Annotated in this window: 19 protein-coding genes; 7 read left to right on the forward strand and 12 right to left on the reverse strand. The window is 56.1% G+C overall.

The features are described 5' to 3' along the window. The first annotated feature begins 243 nt into the window (after window positions 1–243). Both Q0336_RS04890 and Q0336_RS04895 read left to right on the forward strand, forming a co-directional pair. Window positions 244–444, forward strand: a complete 201-nt coding sequence (locus Q0336_RS04890) for a hypothetical protein (RefSeq protein WP_298526254.1) — start codon at window positions 244–246, stop codon at window positions 442–444. A 141-nt stretch (window positions 445–585) separates the two neighbouring features. Then, on the forward strand, window positions 586–1,512 hold the full coding sequence (locus Q0336_RS04895) for an arginine deiminase-related protein (protein ID WP_298526256.1): 927 nt from the start codon (window positions 586–588) through the stop codon (window positions 1,510–1,512). Window positions 1,513–1,979: 467 nt separating this feature from the next. Here the strand turns inward: Q0336_RS04895 and Q0336_RS04900 are convergent, their stop codons facing one another. From Q0336_RS04900 to Q0336_RS04915, 4 genes are all read right to left on the reverse strand, one after another. Continuing rightward, window positions 1,980–3,479, reverse strand: a complete 1,500-nt coding sequence (locus tag Q0336_RS04900; RefSeq protein ID WP_298526258.1) for an acetyl-CoA hydrolase/transferase family protein — start codon at window positions 3,477–3,479, stop codon at window positions 1,980–1,982. A gap of 138 nt (window positions 3,480–3,617) precedes the next feature. Beyond that, complete coding sequence (gene trmD, locus Q0336_RS04905; protein ID WP_298526260.1) at window positions 3,618–4,313, reverse strand: tRNA (guanosine(37)-N1)-methyltransferase TrmD; 696 nt, start codon at window positions 4,311–4,313, stop codon at window positions 3,618–3,620. A 44-nt stretch (window positions 4,314–4,357) separates the two neighbouring features. After that, the gene (locus Q0336_RS04910; protein ID WP_298526262.1) at window positions 4,358–5,386 is read right to left on the reverse strand and encodes a hypothetical protein; all 1,029 of its coding nucleotides are present in this window, start codon (window positions 5,384–5,386) and stop codon (window positions 4,358–4,360) included. Between the two features lie 589 nt (window positions 5,387–5,975). Next, window positions 5,976–7,133: a Fic family protein gene (locus Q0336_RS04915; protein ID WP_298526264.1), complete on the reverse strand. Its 1,158-nt coding sequence runs from the start codon at window positions 7,131–7,133 to the stop codon at window positions 5,976–5,978. A gap of 414 nt (window positions 7,134–7,547) precedes the next feature. On the opposite strand from Q0336_RS04915, the gene Q0336_RS04920 reads away from it, so the two are divergent. Continuing rightward, window positions 7,548–8,018 carry an HU family DNA-binding protein gene (locus Q0336_RS04920; protein ID WP_298526267.1) on the forward strand — a complete coding sequence of 157 codons (471 nt, stop codon included), beginning with the start codon at window positions 7,548–7,550 and terminating at the stop codon, window positions 8,016–8,018. Between the two features lie 138 nt (window positions 8,019–8,156). Here Q0336_RS04920 and Q0336_RS04925 read toward each other — a convergent pair whose 3' ends face one another. From Q0336_RS04925 to Q0336_RS04940, 4 genes are all read right to left on the reverse strand, one after another. Further along, window positions 8,157–9,836, reverse strand: a complete 1,680-nt coding sequence (locus tag Q0336_RS04925; protein ID WP_298526269.1) for an alpha-amylase family protein — start codon at window positions 9,834–9,836, stop codon at window positions 8,157–8,159. A 7-nt stretch (window positions 9,837–9,843) separates the two neighbouring features. Next, a complete protein-coding gene (locus Q0336_RS04930; RefSeq protein ID WP_298526271.1) occupies window positions 9,844–10,629 on the reverse strand; it encodes a patatin-like phospholipase family protein in 786 nt (261 codons plus the stop codon). Window positions 10,630–10,962: 333 nt separating this feature from the next. Beyond that, window positions 10,963–12,126, reverse strand: coding sequence for an OmpA family protein (locus tag Q0336_RS04935; RefSeq protein ID WP_298526273.1), 1,164 nt, complete (start codon window positions 12,124–12,126; stop codon window positions 10,963–10,965). A gap of 30 nt (window positions 12,127–12,156) precedes the next feature. Further along, entirely contained in the window at window positions 12,157–13,290 is a 1,134-nt protein-coding gene (locus Q0336_RS04940; RefSeq protein WP_298526275.1) for an OmpA family protein, read from the reverse strand. Window positions 13,291–13,524: 234 nt separating this feature from the next. Here Q0336_RS04940 and Q0336_RS04945 point away from each other — a divergent pair, with 234 nt between their 5' ends. From Q0336_RS04945 to rsmG, 4 genes are all read left to right on the forward strand, one after another. Next, window positions 13,525–14,010 carry a hypothetical protein gene (locus tag Q0336_RS04945; protein ID WP_298526277.1) on the forward strand — a complete coding sequence of 162 codons (486 nt, stop codon included), beginning with the start codon at window positions 13,525–13,527 and terminating at the stop codon, window positions 14,008–14,010. A gap of 478 nt (window positions 14,011–14,488) precedes the next feature. Beyond that, a complete protein-coding gene (clpB, locus tag Q0336_RS04950; protein WP_298526279.1) occupies window positions 14,489–17,077 on the forward strand; it encodes an ATP-dependent chaperone ClpB in 2,589 nt (862 codons plus the stop codon). A gap of 308 nt (window positions 17,078–17,385) precedes the next feature. Beyond that, window positions 17,386–18,246, forward strand: a complete 861-nt coding sequence (locus Q0336_RS04955) for an RsiV family protein (RefSeq protein WP_298526281.1) — start codon at window positions 17,386–17,388, stop codon at window positions 18,244–18,246. Window positions 18,247–18,252: 6 nt separating this feature from the next. Next, the gene (gene rsmG, locus Q0336_RS04960; protein WP_298526283.1) at window positions 18,253–18,882 is read left to right on the forward strand and encodes a 16S rRNA (guanine(527)-N(7))-methyltransferase RsmG; all 630 of its coding nucleotides are present in this window, start codon (window positions 18,253–18,255) and stop codon (window positions 18,880–18,882) included. A gap of 94 nt (window positions 18,883–18,976) precedes the next feature. Here rsmG and ubiE read toward each other — a convergent pair whose 3' ends face one another. The 4 genes from ubiE to Q0336_RS04980 form a co-directional block, all read right to left on the reverse strand. Continuing rightward, entirely contained in the window at window positions 18,977–19,744 is a 768-nt protein-coding gene (ubiE, locus tag Q0336_RS04965) for a bifunctional demethylmenaquinone methyltransferase/2-methoxy-6-polyprenyl-1,4-benzoquinol methylase UbiE (RefSeq protein ID WP_298526285.1), read from the reverse strand. Between the two features lie 41 nt (window positions 19,745–19,785). Continuing rightward, window positions 19,786–22,209: a trypsin-like peptidase domain-containing protein gene (locus Q0336_RS04970; protein WP_298526287.1), complete on the reverse strand. Its 2,424-nt coding sequence runs from the start codon at window positions 22,207–22,209 to the stop codon at window positions 19,786–19,788. Window positions 22,210–22,234: 25 nt separating this feature from the next. Further along, on the reverse strand, window positions 22,235–23,365 hold the full coding sequence (locus tag Q0336_RS04975) for a 4-phosphoerythronate dehydrogenase (RefSeq protein WP_298526289.1): 1,131 nt from the start codon (window positions 23,363–23,365) through the stop codon (window positions 22,235–22,237). 116 nt (window positions 23,366–23,481) lie between these two features. Next, window positions 23,482–23,772, reverse strand: coding sequence for a DUF3467 domain-containing protein (locus Q0336_RS04980; RefSeq protein WP_298526291.1), 291 nt, complete (start codon window positions 23,770–23,772; stop codon window positions 23,482–23,484). Window positions 23,773–24,064: the final 292 nt, after the last annotated feature.

The following is a 24,064-nucleotide window of genomic DNA, read 5'->3' on the forward strand; positions in this document are numbered from 1 at the left end:
CTTCCGACACATTCACAGACGAGCCTCCGAGGGTAACTACTCTCGGAGGCTCGTTGCATTTAGGGAGAAGCACTCCCAGCACGTACAAGCCAAGGGAAACAGCGCTTGCTAATAAGAAGCAGTAGTAGCTCTAGACAAGGAGCGATAGCAGCTGCAGGCAGGCAACAGTAGTGCCTCCTCCGAGGTAATAGTAGCGCCTCCTCCGAGGCAGCAATAGTACTTCTCGGGTGGAAATAATTAGGCTTGTCAGCTGGGAGCAATCCCCCCGAGGAGCTCGTCCTTCAGCCTCTGGAGATCGGGGACACTAAGGCCTCGGAGCTAGGAGCTAGGATCATCGTAGACAAGGCCAAGGCGAATAAACAACGAACCATCCCAGCAACCTTAATTGCCTTGCTCTTAGCCCTTCGCACCCCGAAGCAAGCAGACCTTCTACCCCTTCGTTAGCCTAGCCCTCGAGCCCGAACAAGTGTACCTCCTTCCCTTGGGCAAGAAAGGCTCGCTTCCTTAGCCAGAAAGCAAAAGAGAATGCTTATATTTGTCCTAAAGGGATGACTTCAGTTCATCCGAAATCATATCTGTCCTCTTATGGAACGAATCTTTCCCCATGTAACCAACGAGACGGCTCGACTGAAAGCCGTCGTCTTGGGTCTGCCCGATAGCCTAGGCCCAGTACCTACCCTCGAAGAGACTTACGACGCTAAGAGCTATGAAGCTGTCCAGCGGGGTGTCTTCCCCCGAGAAGAAGATGTCCGCCACGAGATGCAGTGCGTCCTAGATGTACTCCACAGCTATGGTGTCCACGTACTACGCCCTGCACCCCTTCAGGACTACAATCAGGTCTTCGCTCGTGATGTCGCCTTCACCATCGATGACACACTATTCATCTCCAACCTAATCCCCGACCGTGAACGGGAGACCGAAGCCTTCGCTAGCTCGATCTTCCCACTGATTGATCCTGCACATATTGAGCGCTTGCCCGAGGCCGTACATACCGAGGGCGGAGACATCCTGCTCTACGATGATATCCTCTTCGTGGGGGCTTATTTCGGAGAAGACTATTCCAGCTTCAAGACAGCCCGCACGAACCGCTACGCCATTGACTTCTTCCGTGAACGCTTCCCCCATAAGCGCATTGTCCCCATTGAGCTGAAGAAGCATGACCACGAGCCTGCTAAGTCAGTACTCCATCTGGACTGTGCCTTCCAGCCCGTGAGCCGTGGACGAGCCATCATCTATCGTGAAGGCTTCCTCAATGCCCATGACGTAGCTCTGGTAGAAGAGATCTTCGGCCGAGATAACCTCTTCGGTGTCACCCCCGAAGAAGCCTACCACATGAGCACCAATGTCGTCTCGCTCTCGCCCGAAGCGCTCATCAGCGACAAGCACTTTGTCCGCCTCAATGCCTTCCTGCGTGATGAGTGGGGCATGACGGTAGAAGAAGTGCCCTATCAAGAGATCTCCAAGATGGGCGGTCTCCTGCGCTGCTCGACGATGCCGCTGATACGCGAGTAAGCGAGGCGAAAGCATCCGCACACCCTAGAGGATGACACTCGCATCCCCCAAGTGGTAGTGCATCAAGATCCGAGGCGGTGCTGAGCGAAGGGCCGAGGCGGTGCTAGTCGAATGACTAAAGAACTACGATCCGAGCCTGCCAAGCACTACTGCTCAAGCTCCTCCAGCGCTCCAGCTCAAATACTTCGAGTGCTCCTGCTCAAATACCTCCAGCGATAGGGCTTAAATAAACGAATTGGGCGAGGTCAGCGACACCTAGTGTCACTGACCTCGCCCTTTCATTTCCCCTAAAAAGTGATCCACCCTAGCTCATCTCCCTCAGAGGGAGAAGCTAGGGTGGATCGTTTGTTTGTGGCTTAGTCCTGCAACTGTCGGAGGCTTAGCTCACGCTCGTCGGAGGCTTTGTTCCAGACTTACTGAAGCCTTAGCCTTGGACTTACAGCGGACTTAGCACCGAGATGGAGGACTTAGTCCTTCTTGTACTTCGCCCAGTCTACATTGCGCATGTCGCCAGAAGTAGCGATCTCACGGTGGAAGGCGAAGCAAGCATCTAGATTCTGTGGGGTCTGTCCCTTGACACCAAGCTCGAGGTAATCACGGAGGAGCTGCTTGTAGTCAGGGTGGACACACTTCTCAATGATCTCCTCAGCACGCTGGCGAGGGCTCTTGCCTCTCAAGTCGGCGATACCATACTCCGTAATGATGATCTTCACCGAGTGCTCACTGTGGTCGAGGTGGGAGACCATAGGCACGAAGGCTGAGATCTTACCGTCCTTCGCCGTGGAGGGCGTAGTGAAGATGGAGAGGTAGCCATTACGGGCGAAGTCACCCGATCCCCCGATCCCGTTCATCATACGAGTACCGTTGACGTGGGTGGAGTTGATGTTACCGAAGATATCCGCTTCAAGTGCCGTGTTGATGGTGATGACACCGAGACGACGGACGATCTCAGGGTTGTTGGAGTATTCCTGAGGACGTAGCAGCAGCTTGTCCTTGAAGAAGTCAAGGTTGCCGTAGATATCCTGGATCACGGGGCGAGTCACCGAGAGCGAGCAGCCGCTGGCGAACTTGACACGACCCTTCTTCATCAACTCGATCACCGCATCCTGGATCACTTCTGTATAGATCTCGAAAGCAGGGATCTGCTTGTTGTCTCCGAGTGCTCCGAGCACGGCATTAGCGACGTTACCGACACCGCTCTGCAAGGGGAGGAATTCCTTAGGCAAGCGTCCTGCCTCCATCTCGGAGACGAGGAACTTAGCTACGTTGTCCCCGATGGCCTTCGTCACATCATCCAGTGGAGCGAAGGCACCTTCGTCATTAGGTTCGCTCGTGTGGACTACCCCTACGATCTTCTTAGGATCTACTTGGATGAAGGGCTGACCGACACGGTCGCTAGGAGCGTAGACAGGCATGTCACGGCGGTGAGGAGGATCTAGTGGCTCTGCGAGGTCATGCATACCACGGATCTCCTTGGGGTGCTTATCATTGAGCTCGACGATAATCTTGTCGGCAAGGCGGCAGATAGTGGGAAGGATACCCACTCCCGAGGTAGGTACGATCTGGCCATCCTCGGTGACGTCGGCGGCTTCGACTATCGCCACATCGATCTTGCCAAGGAAGCCGTAACGGAGTTCCTGAGCCAGCATCGAGAGGTGCATATCGAAGTAAGGATTGGTCCCTGCATTGATCCCCGTACGCATGTCCTTGTTGGACTGGTAAGGCGTGCGGAACTTCACTGCTTCGGCACGAGCAAGAGCGCCATCAAGGCGATCCCCTGTGCTCGCACCCGTGAACATCCCTATCTTGAAGGGACGACCAGCAGCGTGCTCTGCTTCGGCACGCTTAGCGATAGCCCCTGGGACTACCTTGGGACAACCAGCGGGGGTAAAACCGCTAAAGCCGACATTGTCATCGTGCTGCACGATGGCAGCTGCTTCGTCAGCTGTGATAAACTTCAAAGCCATAATTCTCTATGTCTATAGTGTGTGCTATTAGTTATCGCTAGGAGGGGTAGGAGGAGGGTGCTGAAGCTAAGGCGCACGAGGGCTCCCCGCCAGCTGGCTCCTAAGACCTATCCTAAGGCAAATTTAGGCATTATTTAGCTATTTCCCTCGGCCTAGGTGCTTGGCATAGAGATCAGGACGCAAGCGCTTAGTACGCTCCAGAGCGCAGTCCATCTTCCAAGCCTCGATGCGTGCTGCGTGGCCGCTCAGAAGGATGTCTGGCACCCGCCAGCCTTTGTACTCGGCAGGGCGAGTATAGATAGGAGGAGCGAGCAGGTCATCCTGGAAGGTATCCGACAGGGCACTCTCCGCATCGCCGATGACACCAGGTAGGAGACGGACCACGGCATCGACCATGATCGCTGCTGGTAGCTCTCCCCCCGTGAGGACATAGTCGCCGATAGAGATCTCCCGAGTGATCAGGTGCTCACGGATGCGGTGGTCGATGCCCTTGTAGTGCCCGCAGAGGATGATGAGGTTCTCCTGCAGGCTCATCTGGTTGGCGATGCCTTGGTCGAAGGTCTCACCATCGGGAGAGGTATAGATCACCTCATCGTAGTGGCGCTGGCTCTTCAGGTCAGAGATAGCTCGGTCAATGGGCTCGATCTGGAGGATCATCCCTGCTTCTCCGCCGAAGGGATAGTCGTCGACTCGACGCCACTTATTCGTAGCGTAGTCACGGATATTATGGACATGAAGCTCGAGGAAGCCTTGCTCCTGAGCTCGGCCGACGATGGAGTGCTTCAGCGGGCTATCGAGGAGCTCGGGCACTACGGTGAGGAGGTCTATACGCACGTGTTATGCTGGGAAGCTGAATGAATAAAAAGGAGGGAAGGAACCTACTTGAAGTAGGTGTAGGTGAGCGTGCAGCTGTAGGTCGTCTTGACCTTGTCTACGCCCTGCTCGATGGTAACATCAAGCTGTGTGGGGAAGCCTTCGTTGTTGGGGCGGGAGTACTTCCCTTCGTAGAAGTAGCGATCGACGAGCTTGAGGAGGGGGAGCTTGCCCTGAGGGTCCTTCTTGAGCTCTTCCTCTGAGCGTCGGGCATGGGTCTCACGAAGCTCTATAGCCACGTCACCCATAGCGCCGTATCTCCACGTAGAGACGAGCGCACCGAGAGGCTTCTTGAGGTTCTGCTGACCAGCAGGCTCGGTCGTGTCGTAGGAGAGGACTTCTTCGTAGATCTTACGACCATAGTAGTCGGTGCGGAAGGTAGACTGTCTGTGCCAGAGGGCGATCTCTTGGCCAGAGACCTTCGGATTGGGTACGAGCTGGAAGGTACGACCGATGATCACGGCATTGAAGTAGTCGTAGCTCGTTCTGAGGACGATCTGAGGCTTCTGCACGCCAGCATCATAAGAGTAGGTCGTCTCGATCTCTCGCTGCAGGCGAGTACCCTCGAGCTGATATTCGGTGCTCTTGACGAGGCGATCTTGGGTGTCGTACTCCTCGATACGGCTTACATAGCTCACCGTAGCGGAGTAAGGGCGATAAGTGTACTTGAAACGGGTGCGCTCGGTCTGCCCATCGGGCTTAGTCACTTCATGCTCTTGGATGAGACGATTGCCCTGAGCGTCGTAGGTATTGGTCAGACGATCGGTGACCTTGAGGGTACCGTCCGAAGCCTTAGTATAGGTAAGCTTGGTGAGGAGTCCCCCTTCCTTGCGGAAGGTTTCCTCAATACGAGTCTCCTCCTTGAGACTGGCATCGAGACGGGTCGTAGTACGCTTCTCGACCTTGCCTGTAAGGGTAGAGATGGGAGGGATCTGAGGGTTAAGTGGTGTGTTTTTTCCCTTCCCGAGGCAACTTGTGAGCAGGAGAAGGACCGCTGCCGAAAGCGCCGCTGTTAGACTGATTTTTCTGTTCATAATCGGGGTTAATTTAGGGTGGTAAGATAGCTGCGAATGCGGGATACTGTAGCCGCCTTCACAACTGGCACTGCAAAACTAAGATAAAATAGATAGATCTTCTTCATGCTCGGTGCGCCCTCCTCGAAGAGGAAGCTCCCCCGAGCGAAGCGCTTAGCAAAGATAACTATTCCCCTCGGGGCGATTTCCACCTTGGGGTGCTTACCCCTTCTCTGCCAGCGCTATTAGCACCTCGGAGGAAGCACCAATAGCGCCTCGGTGGACTCACTACTAGCGCCTCCACCGAGGCGCTACTGCTCCCACTAGTTGGATCCGAGTCCCCCCTCGACAGAGCCAAGCAAGCACCCTGCGAAGACCGCCCAGAAGCAACCAAAAACAAGAAAAGATTTTACCACCCTCCCAGAAAGAATTGAATTTTTACCCCCTAAGCAACTGTATATCAACACCGACATAAAAGTAAAGATTTGCCATGCAGCAGAAAAAGAATTGAATTGGCACTATGGGACGAACTTGGTCTACTCTTGTAGAAAAAAGTTAGCCTACCCCACTAAACGTAGGGCAGGCTAAGCGAGAAGGAAGGAATATCCTGCTAGTCTAGATTGCCAAGGAAGCCCTCGCGTGAGAGCATCTTCATGATGTGGGCAGTCAGTGCATTCTGCGTCAGTCTGAGGATGTACTTACGCTTGTTGTCGGGAGCTACGACAAGGAACTTCTGCTCCAAAAGAGCACGTATCTTTTTCGAGATCGAAGAGTCTGAGAGGTTAGGGAAGAGCTCCTTGAGATCACGATTTTGTATGACCTTTAAGTTGATCGCACGCATGAGGATACGAGCTTCGTCTGGCGTGAGGTCCTTCTGCTTGAGCGCCAATTCTACCGCTGGATGGAGAATCTCAGAGGCTAGATAGCGGTGATCTGCCAGCCTATCGACCTTCTTGATCTCATCTTGGAGCCCTTCGAGCACGTAAGTACACCAGCCTTCCAAGCCTTCGTCCGTCCCCTTATCCGCCTCCATGAGCGTGTCGTAGTAGCGCTGTCGGTCATTACAGAAGACCGCAGTGGGATTGAGGATACGCTCGGCCGTGGCTACTCGGAAGCCGTACTTCATTAGGAGCGCATACGTAAAGAGTCGCACCGTACGCCCATTGCCGTTATGGAAGGGGTGTATCCAGACGAAGCGGTGATGCGCTAGGGCGATCTTGATCAGGTCGTACTGGGGGCCATCCTCCTGCTGTACGAACTCAAGGAGTTCATCAATATAGCCCTCCACCGCACACGCGTCAGGGGGAAGGTGATCGGACTTAGTGATCTGCGCCTGCCCCCGTCTAAAGGCTCCAGGCGTAGGATCACCACCCTCCCCTGGGCTCGTAGGCAAGCCTTCCACAACCCGACGATGAAGCTCGAGTAGATAGCCCTTATTGAGGGGATAGTCGAGGATCGTCTCTTCTATGAAGCGCAGGGCACGCTCGATATTATCGATCTCTTGCGGGCTAGATGGAGCGACATCTATAGGGAGACCTCGCTGGGAGTCCACATAGTCCACAAGTGTCGTATGGTTGCCTTCTATGCGGGCAGAAGCAACACTCTCGACAATATGGAAGAGACGCTTCATCCCAAGGAAAAGCTGGGGATCCGTCGTCAGCTCAACATGCTTCTTCCTCAGCTCTTCTAGCTCTAAGATCAAGCGAACGAGCCTAGAGTCAAAAGAGGGAGTGATGAGCCTGAGGTCATAATGTCTAAACTGTGCCATTATTTTAGTAGCTATTTGAAGCTAAACAAAGATAAAGATTTTACCACCCTCCCAGAAAGAATTGAATTTTCAACACCTAAACAGCTGTATATCAACACTGACAAAAAAAGCAAAGATTTGCCACACAGCGGAAAAAGAATTGAATTGGAGGAACTAGAAAGGGCTTCTTCTGCGTAAGAGCAATGCTCAAGCGGGGAGACTTCTTCCGAAGGCTCATTACTAAGAGAAAAGGCATCGGATCACCCTCAGTCAAGGACCAGAAAGAGCAGTTCCGATCCTTTGAGGCTCGAAATGGCACGATTTGGTCCTGAGCCCCGAGGCCCTTCCCCTACCTTTGCTCCTGTCAAACGAAGGGCACTAAGCCCCTAGGGAGACACCAAACAGTTTATTCACCTTTTATTCTAGCTAAGTAGTATGCTTCAGTTTGAAATCAAGAAAGCCGAGATGAAGATCGGCAAGCGCAAGGGCACGACCATGTTCTTTGCACACCAGACCTCTCACTACTGCCTGAGCACGACCGCTCTCGAGTACCGCATCGAGCGCATGACTTCGCTGACACGTGCCGACGTGCGCGCCTCGATCATCGCCCTAAGCACCATCATCCAGGAGGAACTATCCCAAGGACGCTCGGTAGACTTAGGCGAACTCGGGACCTTCAAGATCGCCGCCACGGGCAAGCGCATGCTGACGGAGAAGGAAGTGACCCTAGAGACGATCCGCCGTCCACACGTCCGCTTCTATCCCAAGCACCCGATGCGTCTGGCGGCACGAAACGTAGCCGTGGAGATCATTCGCCCCGAGAAGAACCCCAAGCTCAAGCCTAAGAAGCCCAACGAAGGAGGCGGGCAAGGAAGCAGTGAGGGCGGAGGACACGTCGGCATCTAAGCCCTCGCTCCCGCCGAAGAGGGCACATCTCTTCCCTCTTCGGATCGTCCCTCCCCATCTCCCCGAAACGACACGAGCCCCCGAAGGATCTTACCTTCGGGGGCTCGTGCCCTTTAATTATAGGGATGGCCTAGGACTTTAGCAGGTAGGGGCTTCGGGGAGCGGGGTCAACTCCAGCAACAAGAGCCCTTGTCCTTCGAGGGCGAAACGCAGGGGAGCCCATGGGGTGAAGGCTAAGTAATCCACCTCTTCCGTCAGCTTATCCACGACACCGAAAGCTGTACCCACAGGCCAAGGGATCGCCTCGAAGAAGTCTTCTGACAGCGGGAGAAGCGCCTCGGCAGGATGCTCGGAGAAGTTCGCTAGGATCAAATAGAGCTTCTCTGAAGAGTAGCGGACAAAGGCGATGACACTGGCCTTATCCACACCCGTGGAGGGCAAGCCGTAATAGCCCCCCGAGGTAATCGCTTCCTCCGCAGAAAGCGCCCCGAGGAGGCGATAGTCTCTGAGGAGGCTCTGCTCTTCGAGCGTCAAGCCTGCCCCCGTATAGGCACCAGCCTCAAGTCGCTGGAGCCTCTCCAGACTCCAGTAGTCGAAGATCGTCGTACGTCCATCACGACCACTGAAGCCCTCTTCGTCCATTCCCTGCTCTCCAAGCTCTTGACCGAAGTATAGGAGGAAGGGGTTGCCTCCACTGAGGGCGGAGACGGCAGAGGCGAGGAAACCCAACCGAGGCGACGAGAAGACGTAGTCGGAGGCAAGACGCTGCTCGTCGTGGTTCTCCATGAAGTAACACATCTGAGGCTGCAGGGCTCCCACAGCGTCACGAACCCCAGTGAAGGCGGTGGCATTCGCCTGCCCCTTCCCCAGAGCTACCAAGTAATCATACACCCCGACCTTATCGTAGAGGTAATCGAAGCCCGCCTCGAGGTACTGCCCGTAGCGGTGAGGCTGATAGATCTCCGCAAGGAAGCAAAGCTCGGGATACTGAGCCTTGATCTCGGGGATCGCCCAAGCCCAGAACTCCGGTGGCACGAGCTCCGTCATGTCACAGCGGAAGCCATCGACACCTCGACCTGCCCAGTAGAGGAGAATGTCCCGCATCTTCACCCAAGTGTCGGGCAGAGGATCAGCGTGCAGACAGCCGTCGCCACAGTAGTCCACCCCATAATTGAGCTTCACCGTCTCGTACCAATCGCAAATGGAAGGTCGAGGGGAGAAGCAGTCGTTCCCCGTAGCACGTGCTGGGCGCTCGTGGTATGGGGATGAACTCGTGGATAAGGGAAGGATAAGTTCTGACTCGGGGAGGTAATAGAAGTTATTCCTTGTGGAGAAGGCTTGACTCGGATCATCCGCTGCCCCTAGATCTACCGTACCCTTAGGACAAGCGTCGGAATGGTAGGTGCGAGCCACATGGTTGGGGATAAAGTCCATCAACACCCGAAGGCCAGCCTCGTGGGTGCGGTGGATAAGAGCGTCTAGCTCCTCTTGTCTTTTAAGGGGATCGTCCGCCAAGTCAGGATCGACATCGTAGTAGTCTTTCACGGCATAAGGCGATCCCGCCTGCCCCTTGACCGTGTCGGGATGATCGGGGCTGATGCCATAGGCGCTGTAGTCGGTCTTCGTAGCATGCTCCAGCAGGCCGATGAACCAGACGTGTGTAGCGCCGAGGGAGCGAATATACTGGAGAGCCTCGGGGGTGAACGCCGAAAGCTTCCCTGCGCCGTTCTCAGTGATCGTGCCGTAGGGGAGTCGTGCCGTGGATGGATTACCCCATAGACGTGTGAGGACGGAGTAGATGATGAGTTTCTTGGACATGTGGGGATCAGTGGATAGGAGCGATAAGGGGGGTGAGTTCACGGCGTGCAAGTTCGTAGCCTACCTGCATCAGTGTAGCCGCTGCGCTGACTTCGAACATCCCGTACTTGGTTACCTCTGTGGTCTCGAGAAGGAAGTCACAGGCTTCTCGGTCGGGGGTGGTATTCTGCCGGAAGACCAGTTCCCATGATCGTGAGGCGATGGCTTTAATGGTCTTAGGGACCTCTTCGCTTTGTAGTGGGCCGAGATTCATACCGATGACTCGCTCGCAGTCCTCTCGGATCACCGTCACAGGGAAGTTGCGAAACAGCCCGCCATCGACATAGTCTCTTCCCCCGATTTCCACGGGGCAGAAGAGAATAGGTACACTGCTTGAGGCAAGGATGATCCTAGCAAGTGGACCTTCGGTGAAGACATGTTGCTCGCCAGCACTTAGGTCGGTAGCTACGATACGCATAGGCAAGGGAAGATCTTCGAGGTTGCGGTAGCGCAGGTTATTCTTCAGCAGGCGAAAGAAGTTCGTCGTACTGAAGAGGCCTCCACCGCTTGTCGTCAGGCGCGTCATCTGCATGAAGCCTGTACTCGAGAAGATCTCAAAGATCTCGTCGGGAGCGTAGCCCGAAGCATAAAAGGCTCCCATGATCGAGCCTGAACTCGTCCCAGCGATGATATCGGGGGCTAACCCGACCTCGTCAAGGTACTTCAGGACACCTAGGTGAGCGAAGCCTTTGATGCTACCGCCACTTAGAGCGAGGCCCAGCTTGTACTGGGGAGCTACGGGAATTTCTGCCATCGTATGATTTTGAATGTTTGTACAAAGATACAGATCTGGGAAGTAACCCGATCATGCTTCTGCCACTTCGAGGGAGGGAATATGCCTCCCGAAGAAGAAACGAAACAGTCGCGTTCAGCGAGGTGCTACGAAGGAGAAGGAAGAGGCGATACAAGCCCGACGAGCGAGGAAACAGAAGCCCCACGAGGATGAAAAAAGTAATACCAAAAGGGTGGAAATAGGAATACCCCGAGGGAGGCGACACAAGCCCCAGAAAAAGCGATATATAAGAAGGAAAGCCCCGGCCAGCAGGCCGAGGCTTTCCCCTTTTTATGTCTAGCTAATGGGCGACTCTTATTCTGCGCTCATCAGGACAATACGGTTCCATACATTCTCTGCATAGGGCTGCACCGTATCACCCTTCCAGTCTATCTTGAGGCGGTCACGAGAGATGCCGTACTTCTTGACAAGCATATCTGCGACGGCTTCAGCACGGCGCTTGGAGAGGGCGAGGTTGTAGGCGGGGTTACCCGTCTTGCGGTCAGCGTAGCCGACGAGGGTGATGGTCTCGGTATTGCTCTTAGCGTACTCAGCGATGTTGTAGACATTGATCACCTGATTCTTGTCAATAACGGCGCTATTGATGCGGAAGTAGATGACGTTGCCTACGACCTGCGTCATAGGAGCGGGGATCTCTACATCGGGGCAGTTGACGGGGCGCTTAGCGAGCTCGGCATTCTCTGCACGTAGCGCATTGATCTCGTCATTGAGGCTAGCGATGAGAGCGGGATCATTAGGAGTGATGGGCTCGAAGGCCTTACGCCCGAGGTGGAAGGTCAGTGAAGCACCAGCCTGAGCGATGAAGTCCGTACCAGACTTGACGTGGTCGGTCTGCGAAGGCAGATCTAGGTCAGAAGCGGTGACCTTACCCTCGAGGTTGAAGTCCACACAGCGAGCGAGGCGGAACTTCAGCTGCAGGCCTGCGTCGACCGTAGGACTGAAGCGATGCTCTTCATCCTTGATGCTTCCTGCCTGGGTCTGATGCTTGTATCCTGCACCGACCCCTACGAAGGGGATGAGGTGGAAGACACGGCTTTCCTTGTAGGGAGCGAAGAAGTTCACCACATCGAAGAGGAAGTCATACTGCGCGAAGCCATAGGTGACATCGTGACGGAGGAGTCCCCCTGAAGTAGGCAGCGCTGCAAAGAGTCCTGCGGGGCGAGCGTAGTCGAAGAGCTTACCGCCCTGCAGCTGCAGACGCATCCCGAAGGAAGGGGTAGACCAGCGACCGAGAGCGAGGCTGGGGTTGAGCAGGCTCACTCGGTCAGGGAAGTGCACATCACGGTTGTTGGCAGCCAGGCTGATAACGGCAGCGTCCCCGACTTCGAGGAACCAATGAGCCTTACCATCCTTGACAAAAGCCGTCTTGTATGCAGGCTTCTGAGCTACGTCCTGAGCCTGCAGAGCGCTTGTAGCCGCTAGGGCTGCAAGAGCGAGCGTCATTATTCTCGTCTTCATTGTTGAATGTCTTGACACGTGATTAGGGGATTACTTAGAGCGGATGATCACGACGCGGTTCCAGCCCTTCTGAGCAGTACCATAGGGAGCTTCGCCAGCCTCCTTCCACTCGACGGTGATCTTGTCGGCAGATACGCCATACTTCTCCGTGAGCAGGGTAGCCACTGCCTTAGCTCGCTGCTCAGCAAGCGCCTTGTAGCGGCTTTCGTTCTTAGCGACGTAACCCGTGACGATGAGCTCACACTCAGGCTTCTTAGCGAACTCTGCTGCGTCGAATACCGTGATAAGCTGGTCCTTGCTGACAGTAGCCTTGCCCTGGGCGAAGAGGATCGACTTATCTGCCACGAAGCGATTCTCGGTGACAAGCGCAGCGGGAGCCTCTACATCGGGGCAGTTCACTGGGCGCTTGGAGAGCTCGGCGTTCTCAGCACGTAGAGCGTTGATCTGAGCGTGCAGGCCATCGAGATACTCCTGATCCAGAGGCTCGACAGCGGTGAAGCCCTGACGGCCGATGTTGAAGGAAAGACCTGCTAGAGCCGATAGACGCAGTGCGTTGGAGTAAGCAGGAGCGTAGTGGTAGCGGATGTTGAGCCCACTGTAAGTCGCTTCTGCCTCGGCGAAGATATTCACACGAGGAGCGACGTGCAGGGAGATCTGAAGCCCGCCATTAGCCGTCACGGAGTGCGTGTTGTGCAGAGTATTGTCCGTGTGGTTGAACTTATGTTCATACCCCACCCCGACGTAAGGGATAACGTGGAAGACACGGCTAGGGTTGTAGGCCGAGAAGTAGTTGACGACATCCAGCATGAAGTCCAGGTGTCCGCCGACGAAGTAGTTATCACTACGCAAGCCGTTGATGTTGTTGTAGGTATAGCTTTCACCCCCGACGAACTTCAGGCGATTAGCATAGTAGGGGTTGTGCCACTTACCCAGCGAGAGGGCTGCCGTCCATGAGAGACGGTCCGTGAGGGCGGGCTTATTGTTCCCCTCGAGGAACATAGCTCCTACACCTCCAGCTAGCGAGATGAAGTAGTTGGCACCTGGCTGGTGAGCGAGAGCCACGCGGTGAGCAGGCGCATCAGAGGCCATTGGTTGCGCTGTCTGAGCATTAGCCGTGAGGGAGGCGATCCCTGCCAAGGCAAGCAGCGTGTACTTTAGTTTCATAATCAAACCTATTCTTATTAGAGAATTAGCACTATTTGGGCAAAGCAAAGTTAACCTATTTTTCCTTTAAAATGCGCTTGGCGAAAGGGGTGAAGACACTTTTTAACACCCGTATTCTTTCACCCCCATTATGCAAAGAGCTATCTATCAAGCGTTAGTAGTGTAGATGTGGGACGAAGCCCGCTCTTTACGTTATCTTTGCAGCCCTTATTCATTCATAATAGAATTATCTTAATGAAGCGATTTACAACTCTCCTTTTACTCCTTTTCTTGGGCCTAGGCCTTAGCTCCTGCTCCTCTGAACCTAAGAACACAAAGGATATACTCACAGGCACTGTCTGGACGCTCTCCAATCTCAGAAACAGTGGAAGCCACTCCTCCACGAGCATCGATATACAAGCGACTTTCCTTCGCAAGGGTCAAGTCCTCCTCGATGTAGGCTTCGGCAAGCATACAGCGTACTACAACGAGAAGGGCCGCAGGGAGTACAAGCGTAGCAATTGGGTGTCGGTCACCTCGAGCTACACCTTCCGCAATGGTGTCGTCCACTTCCACCGCCCTCAGCTATCGCAGGACAACGGAGATATCATCCAGGGCACGGAGGCTGAGGTGATCCTCGCCCAGCTCGCCACCGATGCGGTGCTTAGTATGGAGCTGGGGACGATGATCTTCTACCCTACGGATGCTAAGAAGACCTTCATCCTCAAACGCAAAAGTTAGTACGACCTTCACTCAAGATACGCACCCCTCGAGAGAGCTTCGGCTCTTCTTCGAGGGGTGCTTTGTTTTTACCCACCCTACCCTTCCGCTCATCCAAGGCCACGAACTTCCTCCCCACGGCACGACACATCACCTATTCCTTTCCCCTTCCCGAGCCTCCCTAGGAGCACCAGTAGCGCCTCGCCCAAGGTACCAGTAGCGCCTCAAGTGAGGCGCTACTGGAAATCCAACAGCAGCGACACGCATCAGTCTACGACACGAGACGCAAGCGCCCAGATCACCCGCCATCAGCCTTCGCAGCCAAGAAACTTCATAGATCAGACCCTACCGACAACTGACATTCTGTCGGATTAGCCTTGCTTCTCGGGACAGATTGTCGCTCTTATCCGACTAAAAGTCAGCTAGTTACCCCCACGGCACATCCTTTGCACCTCCTTCGGTGTGGGCAACGAAGCCCACCCTCAAAAACCAAGTGAAGATGAATATCAATAAGTATACAATCAAGTCTCAGGAAGCCCTGCAGAGCGCCGTCGAGCTGGCTCGTAAGGGCGGAAATCAGGCCATCGAGCCTGCACACCTCTTGGAGAGCCTCCTCTCCCTGGGGGATAGTCTCACGGACTTCCTCCTCTCCAAGCTCGCTATCCAGCGTCCCCGACTGGAGGAGGCTGTGAAGAAGCAGCTTGCTAGCCTACCCAAAGTATCGGGTGGTGAACCCTATCTGAGCCAAGAGACCAACAAGGTCTTAGATAAGGCCGAAGACCTCGCTACCGAGATGAAGGATGAGTACGTGGCTCTAGAGCACCTCTTCCTCGCCCTCGTCGAGGTGGACAATCCTATGGCACGCCTGCTGAAGAGCGACTTCGGTCTTCAGGTCGCCGACCTGCGTAAGGCCATCGAGGAGCTTCGCAAGGGAGGTCGAGTCACTTCACAGCATGCCGAGGAGCAATACAACGCTCTTAGCAAGTATGCGATCAACCTCTGTCAGCGAGCCCGTGAAGGGAAGCTCGACCCCGTCATCGGCCGTGATGAAGAGATCCGCCGAGTCCTGCAGATCCTCTCCCGACGCACTAAGAACAACCCCATCCTCATCGGGGAACCTGGGGTCGGGAAGACCGCTATCGCCGAAGGGCTGGCTTACCGCATCGTCCGAGGCGACGTACCCGAGAACCTCCGTAGCAAGCAGGTCTACTCCCTCGACATGGGAGCACTGATCGCTGGGGCGAAGTACAAGGGCGAGTTTGAAGAGCGTCTCAAGTCTGTCGTCGGCGAGGTCACCAAGAGCGAAGGAGAGATCATCCTCTTCATCGACGAGATCCACACCCTCGTAGGCGCAGGGAAGAGCGAAGGGGCAATGGATGCCGCTAACATCCTCAAGCCCGCTCTTGCTCGTGGGGAACTTCGTGCCATCGGAGCTACGACGCTCGATGAGTATCAGAAGTACTTCGAGAAGGACAAGGCACTGGAGCGTCGCTTCCAGATGGTCCTAGTCGATGAGCCCGACGAAGCGAGCTCCATCTCCATCCTCCGTGGGCTGAAGGAGAAGTATGAGAACCACCACAAGGTGCGTATCAAGGACGATGCGATCATCGCCGCTGTCCGCCTCTCGGACCGCTATATCACCGACCGCTTCCTCCCCGACAAGGCTATTGACTTGATGGACGAAGCAGCGGCGCGTCTGAGGATGCAGATCGACTCCTTGCCCGAGGATCTAGATGAGATCGGGCGCAGGATCACTCAGCTCGAGATCGAGCGAGAAGCTATCCGTCGGGAGAACGACGAAGCCAAACTCGAAGAGCTCAACCGTGAGATCGCTACCCTCAAGGAAGAGGAAGCCGGAGACAAGGCTAAGTGGATGCGTGAGCAGGAGCTCATCAACCGCATCCAGCAGTGCAAGATAGAGGTCGAGCAGCTGAAGTTCGAGGCCGAGCAAGCCGAGCACGCTGGCGACTACGGCCGAGTAGCGGAGATCCGCTACGGCCGACTCAAGGAGAAGGAGGCTGAGATCGCCTCTATCCAGAGCGAGCTAAGTGAAGCACAGGGAGATAGTGCGCTCATCCGTGAAGAGGTGGGTGCCGAAGATATCGCCGACATCGTCTCACGCTGGACGGGTATCCCCGTGGGGAAGATGCTCCAGAGCGAACGGGAGAAGCTCCTTCACCTCGAGGAAGAACTACACAAGCGAGTCATCGGTCAGGAGCAAGCCATCCGAGCTGTCTCCGATGCCGTCCGCCGAAGCCGAGCAGGTCTCCAAGACCCGAAGCGCCCGATCGGCTCCTTCATCTTCCTCGGTACGACCGGGGTCGGGAAGACGGAGCTAGCTAAGGCGCTCGCCGAAGTCCTCTTCGACGACGAGACTATGCTCACCCGCATCGATATGAGCGAGTATCAGGAGAAGTTCTCCGCTACCCGTCTGATCGGCGCTCCTCCAGGATACGTCGGCTATGACGAGGGAGGTCAGCTGACGGAGGCTATCCGCCGCAAGCCCTACTCCGTCGTCCTCTTCGACGAGATAGAGAAGGCGCATCCGGATGTCTTCAACGTGCTCCTGCAAGTCCTCGATGATGGTCGCCTCACCGACAACAAGGGGCGAGTGGTGAACTTCAAGAACACCATCATCATCATGACGAGCAATATGGGCTCCGACCTCATCCGCGAGCGACTCTCTTCGATCCCCGCTAGCGAAGAGCAGAGAGCTATCGACGAAACTCGTGAACTGGTGCTGGAGCTCCTCAAGCGGACGATCCGCCCAGAGTTCCTCAACCGTATCGATGAGACCATCGTCTTCACGCCTCTGAGACGAGGAGAGATCGACCAGATCGTCCGCATGCAACTCGATACTACGGCTCGACTGCTGCAGTCCAATGGCATCGAACTTCGATACACGCCTGAGGCTGTCGAGTGGATCGGGGAAGCAGGCTACGATCCCGAGTTCGGAGCTCGTCCTGTCCGCCGTGTCATCCAGCATACGGTACTGAACGAACTCTCCAAGAGCATCCTCTCAGGAGCTGTCGATCGCTCCAGCGTCATCACCATCGACGCAGCAGACGGGAAGCTCCTCTTCCGCTAAGCTCGATGAGCGAAATTGATTGTTGTTAGTTAAGTTGTTAGATGGGTACTCCCCCGAGGAGAGAGCTGCTAGTCAGCCCTCCCTCGGGGGAGTGTCTTTTGTAGCGGATCAGCGAGGGGGCTTCCCCCAGAGTAGCCCCCTCGCCTCAGGAAGAGAGGAAGCAGCGTGAAGAGGCTCAGACTAAGGCATTTTTAGGGGACTTCCCCCTAAATCACGCTAAGTAAATGTATCTTTGCAGGACTAGCGGTGCAAGTACTCCCTCCCTCGTGAGGACAGCTCTACCCCCTAGTGCGCCTCAAGCAAACGTGATGAAGAAAATCTATTCTCTTGCCACCCTGCTCCTATTCCTTGGCCTCTTCCTGTGCCTCGGGAGCTATGGGTGCACCTCCTCCTCTAAGAAGGAAGCGGCCGACTCGACAAGCGTCCAAGACCGCTGGAAGAACCCCTCCGAATGGGACTCTATCTTGATCTCCACGACTTACTTTGACTTCCCTCAGACAAAGTCTGGGTCCTCGGTAGAAGTCAACATTCGTTTCCTCTATCCCAAGGCCGATACCGCTCTTCAGCAGGTTTTCTGTAAGACCTTCTTCGGCGAAGACTATGCCCGTCTCCTACCCAGCGAGGCTATGAAGCGCTACATAGAAGAGGTCAAGAGTGAATACCTCTTCGGGGCAGACTCTCTAGGCTTCACTCCTGACGAACTGGCGACGATGAAGAGCGAGCTGTCCCTAGAGAATAAGATCTTCTACAGCGACAGCCTTGTCCTCTCCATCCAGAAGGATCTCTACACCTATTCCGCAGGCGCTGCCCATGGACTACATGGTACGGGCTACTACAATATCGATCTGCAGCGCAAGGGCATCCTCAGCGAAGGGGATCTCTTCGTCGACGGATACAGCACAGAGCTCACCAAGATCATCCAGAGCCACCTGCTGAAGACCTACGGCAAGAAGACCGCCCAAGAGCTGGAGCAGAGCGAGGGGATCTACGTCAGCGATCTCACCCCCAACGACAACTTCGCCATCGGAGCTAAGGGACTTACCTACTGCTACAATCCCTACGAGATCGCTCCCTACGCCATGGGGATCATCGAGATCTTCATCCCGTACGAAGCACTGACGAACATCCTTCGTCCAGGCTCCCTCCTCCATCACTACATTCATCCGTAAGCCCCTATGGACTCCGTAGAACTCATATCGAAGTACTTCCCCCACTTGACTCAGGAGCAGCTCGATCGCTTCACAAAGCTTGGGGAGCTGTACCCTCACTGGAACGCTCAGATCAACGTCATCTCCCGCAAGGACATTGACTCGCTCTATGAGCACCACATCCTTCACTCGCTGGGGATCGCTCAGATGATCCGCTTCAAGCCAGGGACGAGCCTGCTGGACTTCGGTACCGGTGGCGGCTTCCCTGGTATCCCACTAGCGATCCTCTTCCCCGAATGTCAGTTCCTCCTCGTCGATAGCATCGGCAAGAAGGTCAAGGTAGCAGCAGCCATCGCTGAGGCGCTTGGGCTAGAGAACGTGCGGACACTCCATGCTCGTGGCGAGGAGATACAGGAGCGCTTCGACTTCGTCGTCAGTCGTGCCGTCATGCGCCTAGACGAGCTGGTAGGCTTCACCCGCAAGCTCGTCCACCACGAGCACCGCAATGGTATGCCCAACGGACTTATCTGCCTCAAGGGTGGGGAGCTCCAAGCTGAGATCCGTCCCTTCAAGCGGATTGTCGAGGTACACGAACTCTATCCGACCTTCAGCGAAGAGTTCTTCAAGACCAAGAAGGTCGTCTACCTTCCCCTCTAGCCTCTATCCCTAGGCCCTAGGAGCAAGCATATACAACGGGCCCTTACCTCGACTGAGGTAAGGGCCCGTTGTCTGTCGTGGGAGGAGCGATCGCCTAATCTTCGAAGGGTTCCTTCGGGAGCCCGGGCATGGGCTCAGCATTGATCCCCACGTAGATCGTGCAGGTGCCTGGGTAGATGCTGTGGTAGAAGGCCTCAGTGAAGCCTGCTTCACGTAGGATCTCCACCATCTTCTCTCGCTGAGGCATCACGGCGATGGACTGGGGCAGATAGGTATAGGCCTCCTTGTCTTTGGCGATGAGGCTCCCGATGCGTGGGAGGATGCAGCCAGCATAGAACTTATAGAGTAAGTGCAGGAGCTTGTTGGTTGGCTCCGTAAGTTCGGCGATGACCAAGACCCCCGAGGGGCGCAGGATGCGATGCAACTCTCGTGCTGCGGCAGGGATATCTGAGAAGTTACGAATCCCGAAGGCAATGGTCGCTGCATCAAACGAAGCATCCTCGAAGGTCGTAGCCGTCGAGTCCTGACGCTCGAAGTGAATGCGCTGGTCTAGGCCTGCCGAACGGACCTTCTCCTGCCCGACACGCATCATCTCTTCGGAGATATCGATACCAACGACTTGTTCGACCGAGGGGATGGTACGTACCATCTCCAGAGCTAGGTCGCCCGTACCTGTGGCTACATCCAGCACCTTCTTCGGTGCATAGGGAGCGAGCATGTGCAGGGCGGTTCTTCGCCACGAGCGGTCGAGCCCCAGCGAGATGATCTTGTTCAGTTGGTCGTACTTAGGAGCGATGCGGTTGAACATTCGGCGGATCTGATCCACCTTAGGTTCGTTGCTGTCCTTATAGGGAGTAAGCATGATCTTATTCTTGTATGGATGATAGGACGAAAGGATGAAGACTATCGATGAGAGAAGTACAGCGAGAAGCCTTGGTGCAGAGAGGCACCCTCATGGCGAATCGAGGCGATATAGAGCCCTTCGGGAAGGAGCGATACGGGGATGGAGGCCCTGCCTCCACTCGGGGCGATCGTCTGGCTCAGATGATGCCTCCCCGTGAGATCATAGATATCGATGAGGCAGGTCTTATAGCGAAGGTCTTCCCCTTCGACATTGATCTGCCCTGCATAATAGTAGGCTTTGATCTTGGTGGCGACACTGCCCTCGGTATTGATCGGACGAACCTCCCGATCCGCCTCGACGAGTAGGTCGATCCAATAGGCACCACCGGGGACTTGGGCACTGCGCACCCAGCCATCGGTCAAATGATGTACCCAAGCCGACCAGCCACGTAGCCTATTGGCTGGGCCATCGTAGGCCAGCAGAGGCAGCTGCATATCTACGCCGTCGGCCGTGGCGCAAGAGAGGAGGTACTCGCCCTTCGCCAAGCTAAGCTGTAAGTCCTCAGGCGCAGGGAAGAAGACCTCAATCGTATCAGAGCGAAGGGTACGCGCCCCCGTCGTGAGCTTCCCTTGCTCGTCGTAGCGAACAAACGAGCCCAACGAGGTCGATGCGAACTCCAGCACCTTCGCCCCGAGGCCTTTCTCTTCGGAGAAGGGCTGCAGTGCGACACGTAGCTGGGGGAGCTTCCCCGCTGCTAGCTGGGCGTTGGACTTGAAGACCACGTAAGCCCCGAGCACCTTCACTCCGTTGGACTTCGGCAGGGTCAGCTGGTTCGCTAGCGCATTGATGCCGGCACGAGGCTGGTGAAGCTGATTAGGATGGATCGACTCGATGGAGGTGGCATTGGGATCGGGGTAGATCGGACTCCAGCGTAGCACCTGCTTCGGAGCAAGAGGATCGTAGCCTGCGCAGGTCTTCTTCCCGCTATTCTTCGGGTCGAGCCAAGGCTTGAGCGATGCGGCGTTCCCGCCTCCTACCGACCAAGCCCTATTGATCGACCAATAGCTGTCCCCCTCAGGGCTGGTGCACGAAGATATGCCCCCCGTCAGGGCTCCGATGATGAGGCCATTCTTGTCGAAGAGCGGTGATCCCGAGGAGCCTGGAGCAGTAACTCCGATCGCCCAGCGCTGGACGAACCAGTGCTTATCCGTCCAAGAGATGTGCTGCACATTACCTTGGCTATCGACATAGGTAAGGTCGTAGTCTTGGATCTCTAGCTGGGTATCCTCCGTCTGATTGTAGCGCTTGGTAGAGCCCCCAGGGTGATGGATCCCGATGAAGGGGCCCTTGGGGGAAGCCTCGATATTCCACCCAGCGAAATAGGGCTGGTAGGAGGCTGGGATCGGTCCCTTCTTCCCGTTCTTCAGCTTGGGTAAGCCTTCGATACGCAGCAGGCTCATCTCCGTAGACTCGTTGTAGGCTGAGAGGGAAGCTCCACTGAGGCTCTGCTCTTCGGTAGCTCGGACATTCCCTCGCTGCAGGGGACTTTGGAAACCAAAGAAGAAGACCGTCGTAGCTACATTGCGTTGGATGGCAGCATGGTTGCCGAGGAGACGGAAGAGATTGTTCACGCAGTGCGACGAGGTCAGGACGTAGGGTGTGCCATCGGAGGCGGTGTTATTGACCAAGACTCCTGAGCTGGCGCTCGTTCCCCCGACGATGAGCAGGAGGACACTCCTACTCTGTTGCCAAGCATCGGGGTAAGCCAAGACATTGGGAGCACAGGCAAGTGATTTGAGCGAGGCCCGAGGGTGATCAAAGAAAGGCTCCCCAGGCTGGGCGAAGTCTGCACGGGGAGCAGCACGGAAGTCACGGAAGCCGTAGAAGACTGCATCCACTCGGAAGGGCAGGCGAAGAGCCTCGGGAGCTACACCTTGGGGATATTCATACTCGAGGATCAGCGCCTCGGCATCAATCGGGGCGACCTGCAGGAGGCTGTCGGCGCTGTTGTTCTGACTGGTCAAAGCGCCTCGTGCTGTCGCTCCCTTGGCTTTGACAAAGAGGGCTGCTCCCTCGGGCAAGGCATAGCGACTGAGGCGAAGACCGATGTTCTTCGCTCGGGGCGCACGTATCTCGGCTCGCCAGACATAGTTCCCCGAAGGATCTTGAAGCAGTTCCCCCAGAGCCTCCGTAGCCTCAGCAATCGATCGCTCCACAGCGAAGGTGTAGGTGCGAAGCCCTTTAGAGGAGAGCTCGGCACTACGAAGCTCTTCGGTCGTAGGGGGTGCTATGGTCAGCGGGGAGGAGACCGTAGGCACGGCGAGTCTCAGCGCTTGGGTGCGGTCGGCAGGGCGCAAGGGGGCTTCCTCGGAGCGTGGGGTCAGCTGCAGGCGGTACTGCGCCCCAAGTTCGGGAGCGAAGGACACGAGGAGACAGCCCACGATGAGGAGGCGAAGCGTATGAAGGGAGCGTAGAGGCGACATAGACGGAGCGACTCGAAGGGAGGGACTAACTAAAGGAAACGAAGCCTAACTGCTCAAGTAGCTTACGCTCCTCGGGACGGGCACCTTGGATGGTGAAGGCCGAAGCCTCACGAGGGAAGCGGTAGGCACGACGCAGGGCTTCGAAGGCGGAGGGATCGGCCTTGAGCTGACGGGTCGTCTCAGCGAGACTACAGGTATGGAGTTGAGCACGGAGGATGCGCTCTTCCTCGGGGAAGGCCGAGAGGTCGATCAAGGGTTGATCTGGGGTATAGAGGACAGACTCATCCCAGAGCCCCTCGGGGAGTGGTAGCTGAAGCGCTCGGCAGACAGCCTCTAGAGCCATCTGCGAGCCTCGCCACTTCCCGTCAGCGGTCCAGCCTGCTACATGCGGTGTAGCGATGAAGGTATGCTGGGGCAGCTCGGGATGGATCTTGGGCTCACCTGCCCAGCAGTCGAGGATGAGATCAGCGATCTGTCCTTGCTCGAGGGCACGGAGAAGCGGGGCGCTAGGAGATACAGGACCTCGGCAAGCATTGATGAGCAAGGGGCGGCGCACGCATGCCTCGAGGAAGGCTTCATCGACCATCCCGACCGTCGCATGGGCACCCGTTGCCGTCAAGGGGACATGCAGTGAGATGATGTCGCTGGAGCGCTGGATCTCCTCGAGCGACACAAAGCCTTCGCTCCCCTCTCGTTCGGCACGAGGTGGATCGCAGAGTAGCGGGCGAAGGCCTAGAGCAGAGACACGCTCAGCGAGCTTACCACCCACATGCCCCACCCCGACGATCCCGATGGTCTTCCCCTGAAGCGAGACACCTCGCTCCAGCGACCAACTAGCTAGGGCCGAGAGGACGTACTGGACGACTCCCCCCGCATTGCACCCCGGTGCGCTGTACCAAGCCACCCCGTGGGAAGTGCAGTAGTCAGCATCGATATGATCATAGCCAGCCGTAGCGGTGGCTACCACACGCACACGGCTTCCCTCGAGGAGGGCACGATCGACCTGAACAACACTTCGTATCAAGAGCGCATCGGCCTCACGCACCCGCTCGGGGGTGAAGTCACGGCTGGGGAGGTACTGCACCTCCGCGACTTGCTCCACGAGCCCCTCGAGGTAAGGCAGAGAGGCATCTAGGACGAAGAGTGGCTTTCGCATGGATTCTTGTCTGATATTAACGAAGCTATCCCGACCTCTGTCCCACTTCTCGAAGCGGGCGGTCAGGATAGAGGCTTCATCCCCCGAGCCTTGGGAGCTCGGGGGAGAGAACTTATTTAGTTGGCTCCGACCTCGGTGACGCTGTCTTCAGGGAGCTCGATCTTGCCGTATTCACGCTCGAAACCCTGCAGATGCTGCTCGATCAGGCGCACCAGACGCTTGGCATTGTCGGGAGTCAAGATCTGACGGCTGTGGACACGTGCCGACTGCTGCCCTGGGAGAAGGCGCACGAAGTCGAGGACAAATTCGCTCTGAGAGTGCAGGACGACTGCGAGGTTAGCGTACTGACCTTGCCCCACTTCTTCAGGGAGCTCGATGTTGAACTGAGGAGATTCCTGTTCTGCCATTGTTTGATTCGTTTCTGTTCTTTCGTTAGTAAAGCTGGAGGGGCTTCTCTAGGGGCTCCTCCTTTCATCAAAGGTACGCAAAAGCACGGAATGGCACGGCATCGGGAAGGGCGCTTCCCGCCTCGCTTCTTCCTCTCGGCAAAGCCCGCTCTGGAGCAGGTCTCCCGATGGGGTCAAAAACGACCTACCGTGGGTCGCCGAAAAAACCTACTGTGGGTCGCCTCACCGACCTACCGTAGGTCGCAAGGACGACCCACAGTAGGTTTTATTTGGAGTGCTCCGTGGGCGGGGA

The organism is uncultured Porphyromonas sp. (assembly GCF_938039215.1).
Lineage (GTDB): Bacteria > Bacteroidota > Bacteroidia > Bacteroidales > Porphyromonadaceae > Porphyromonas.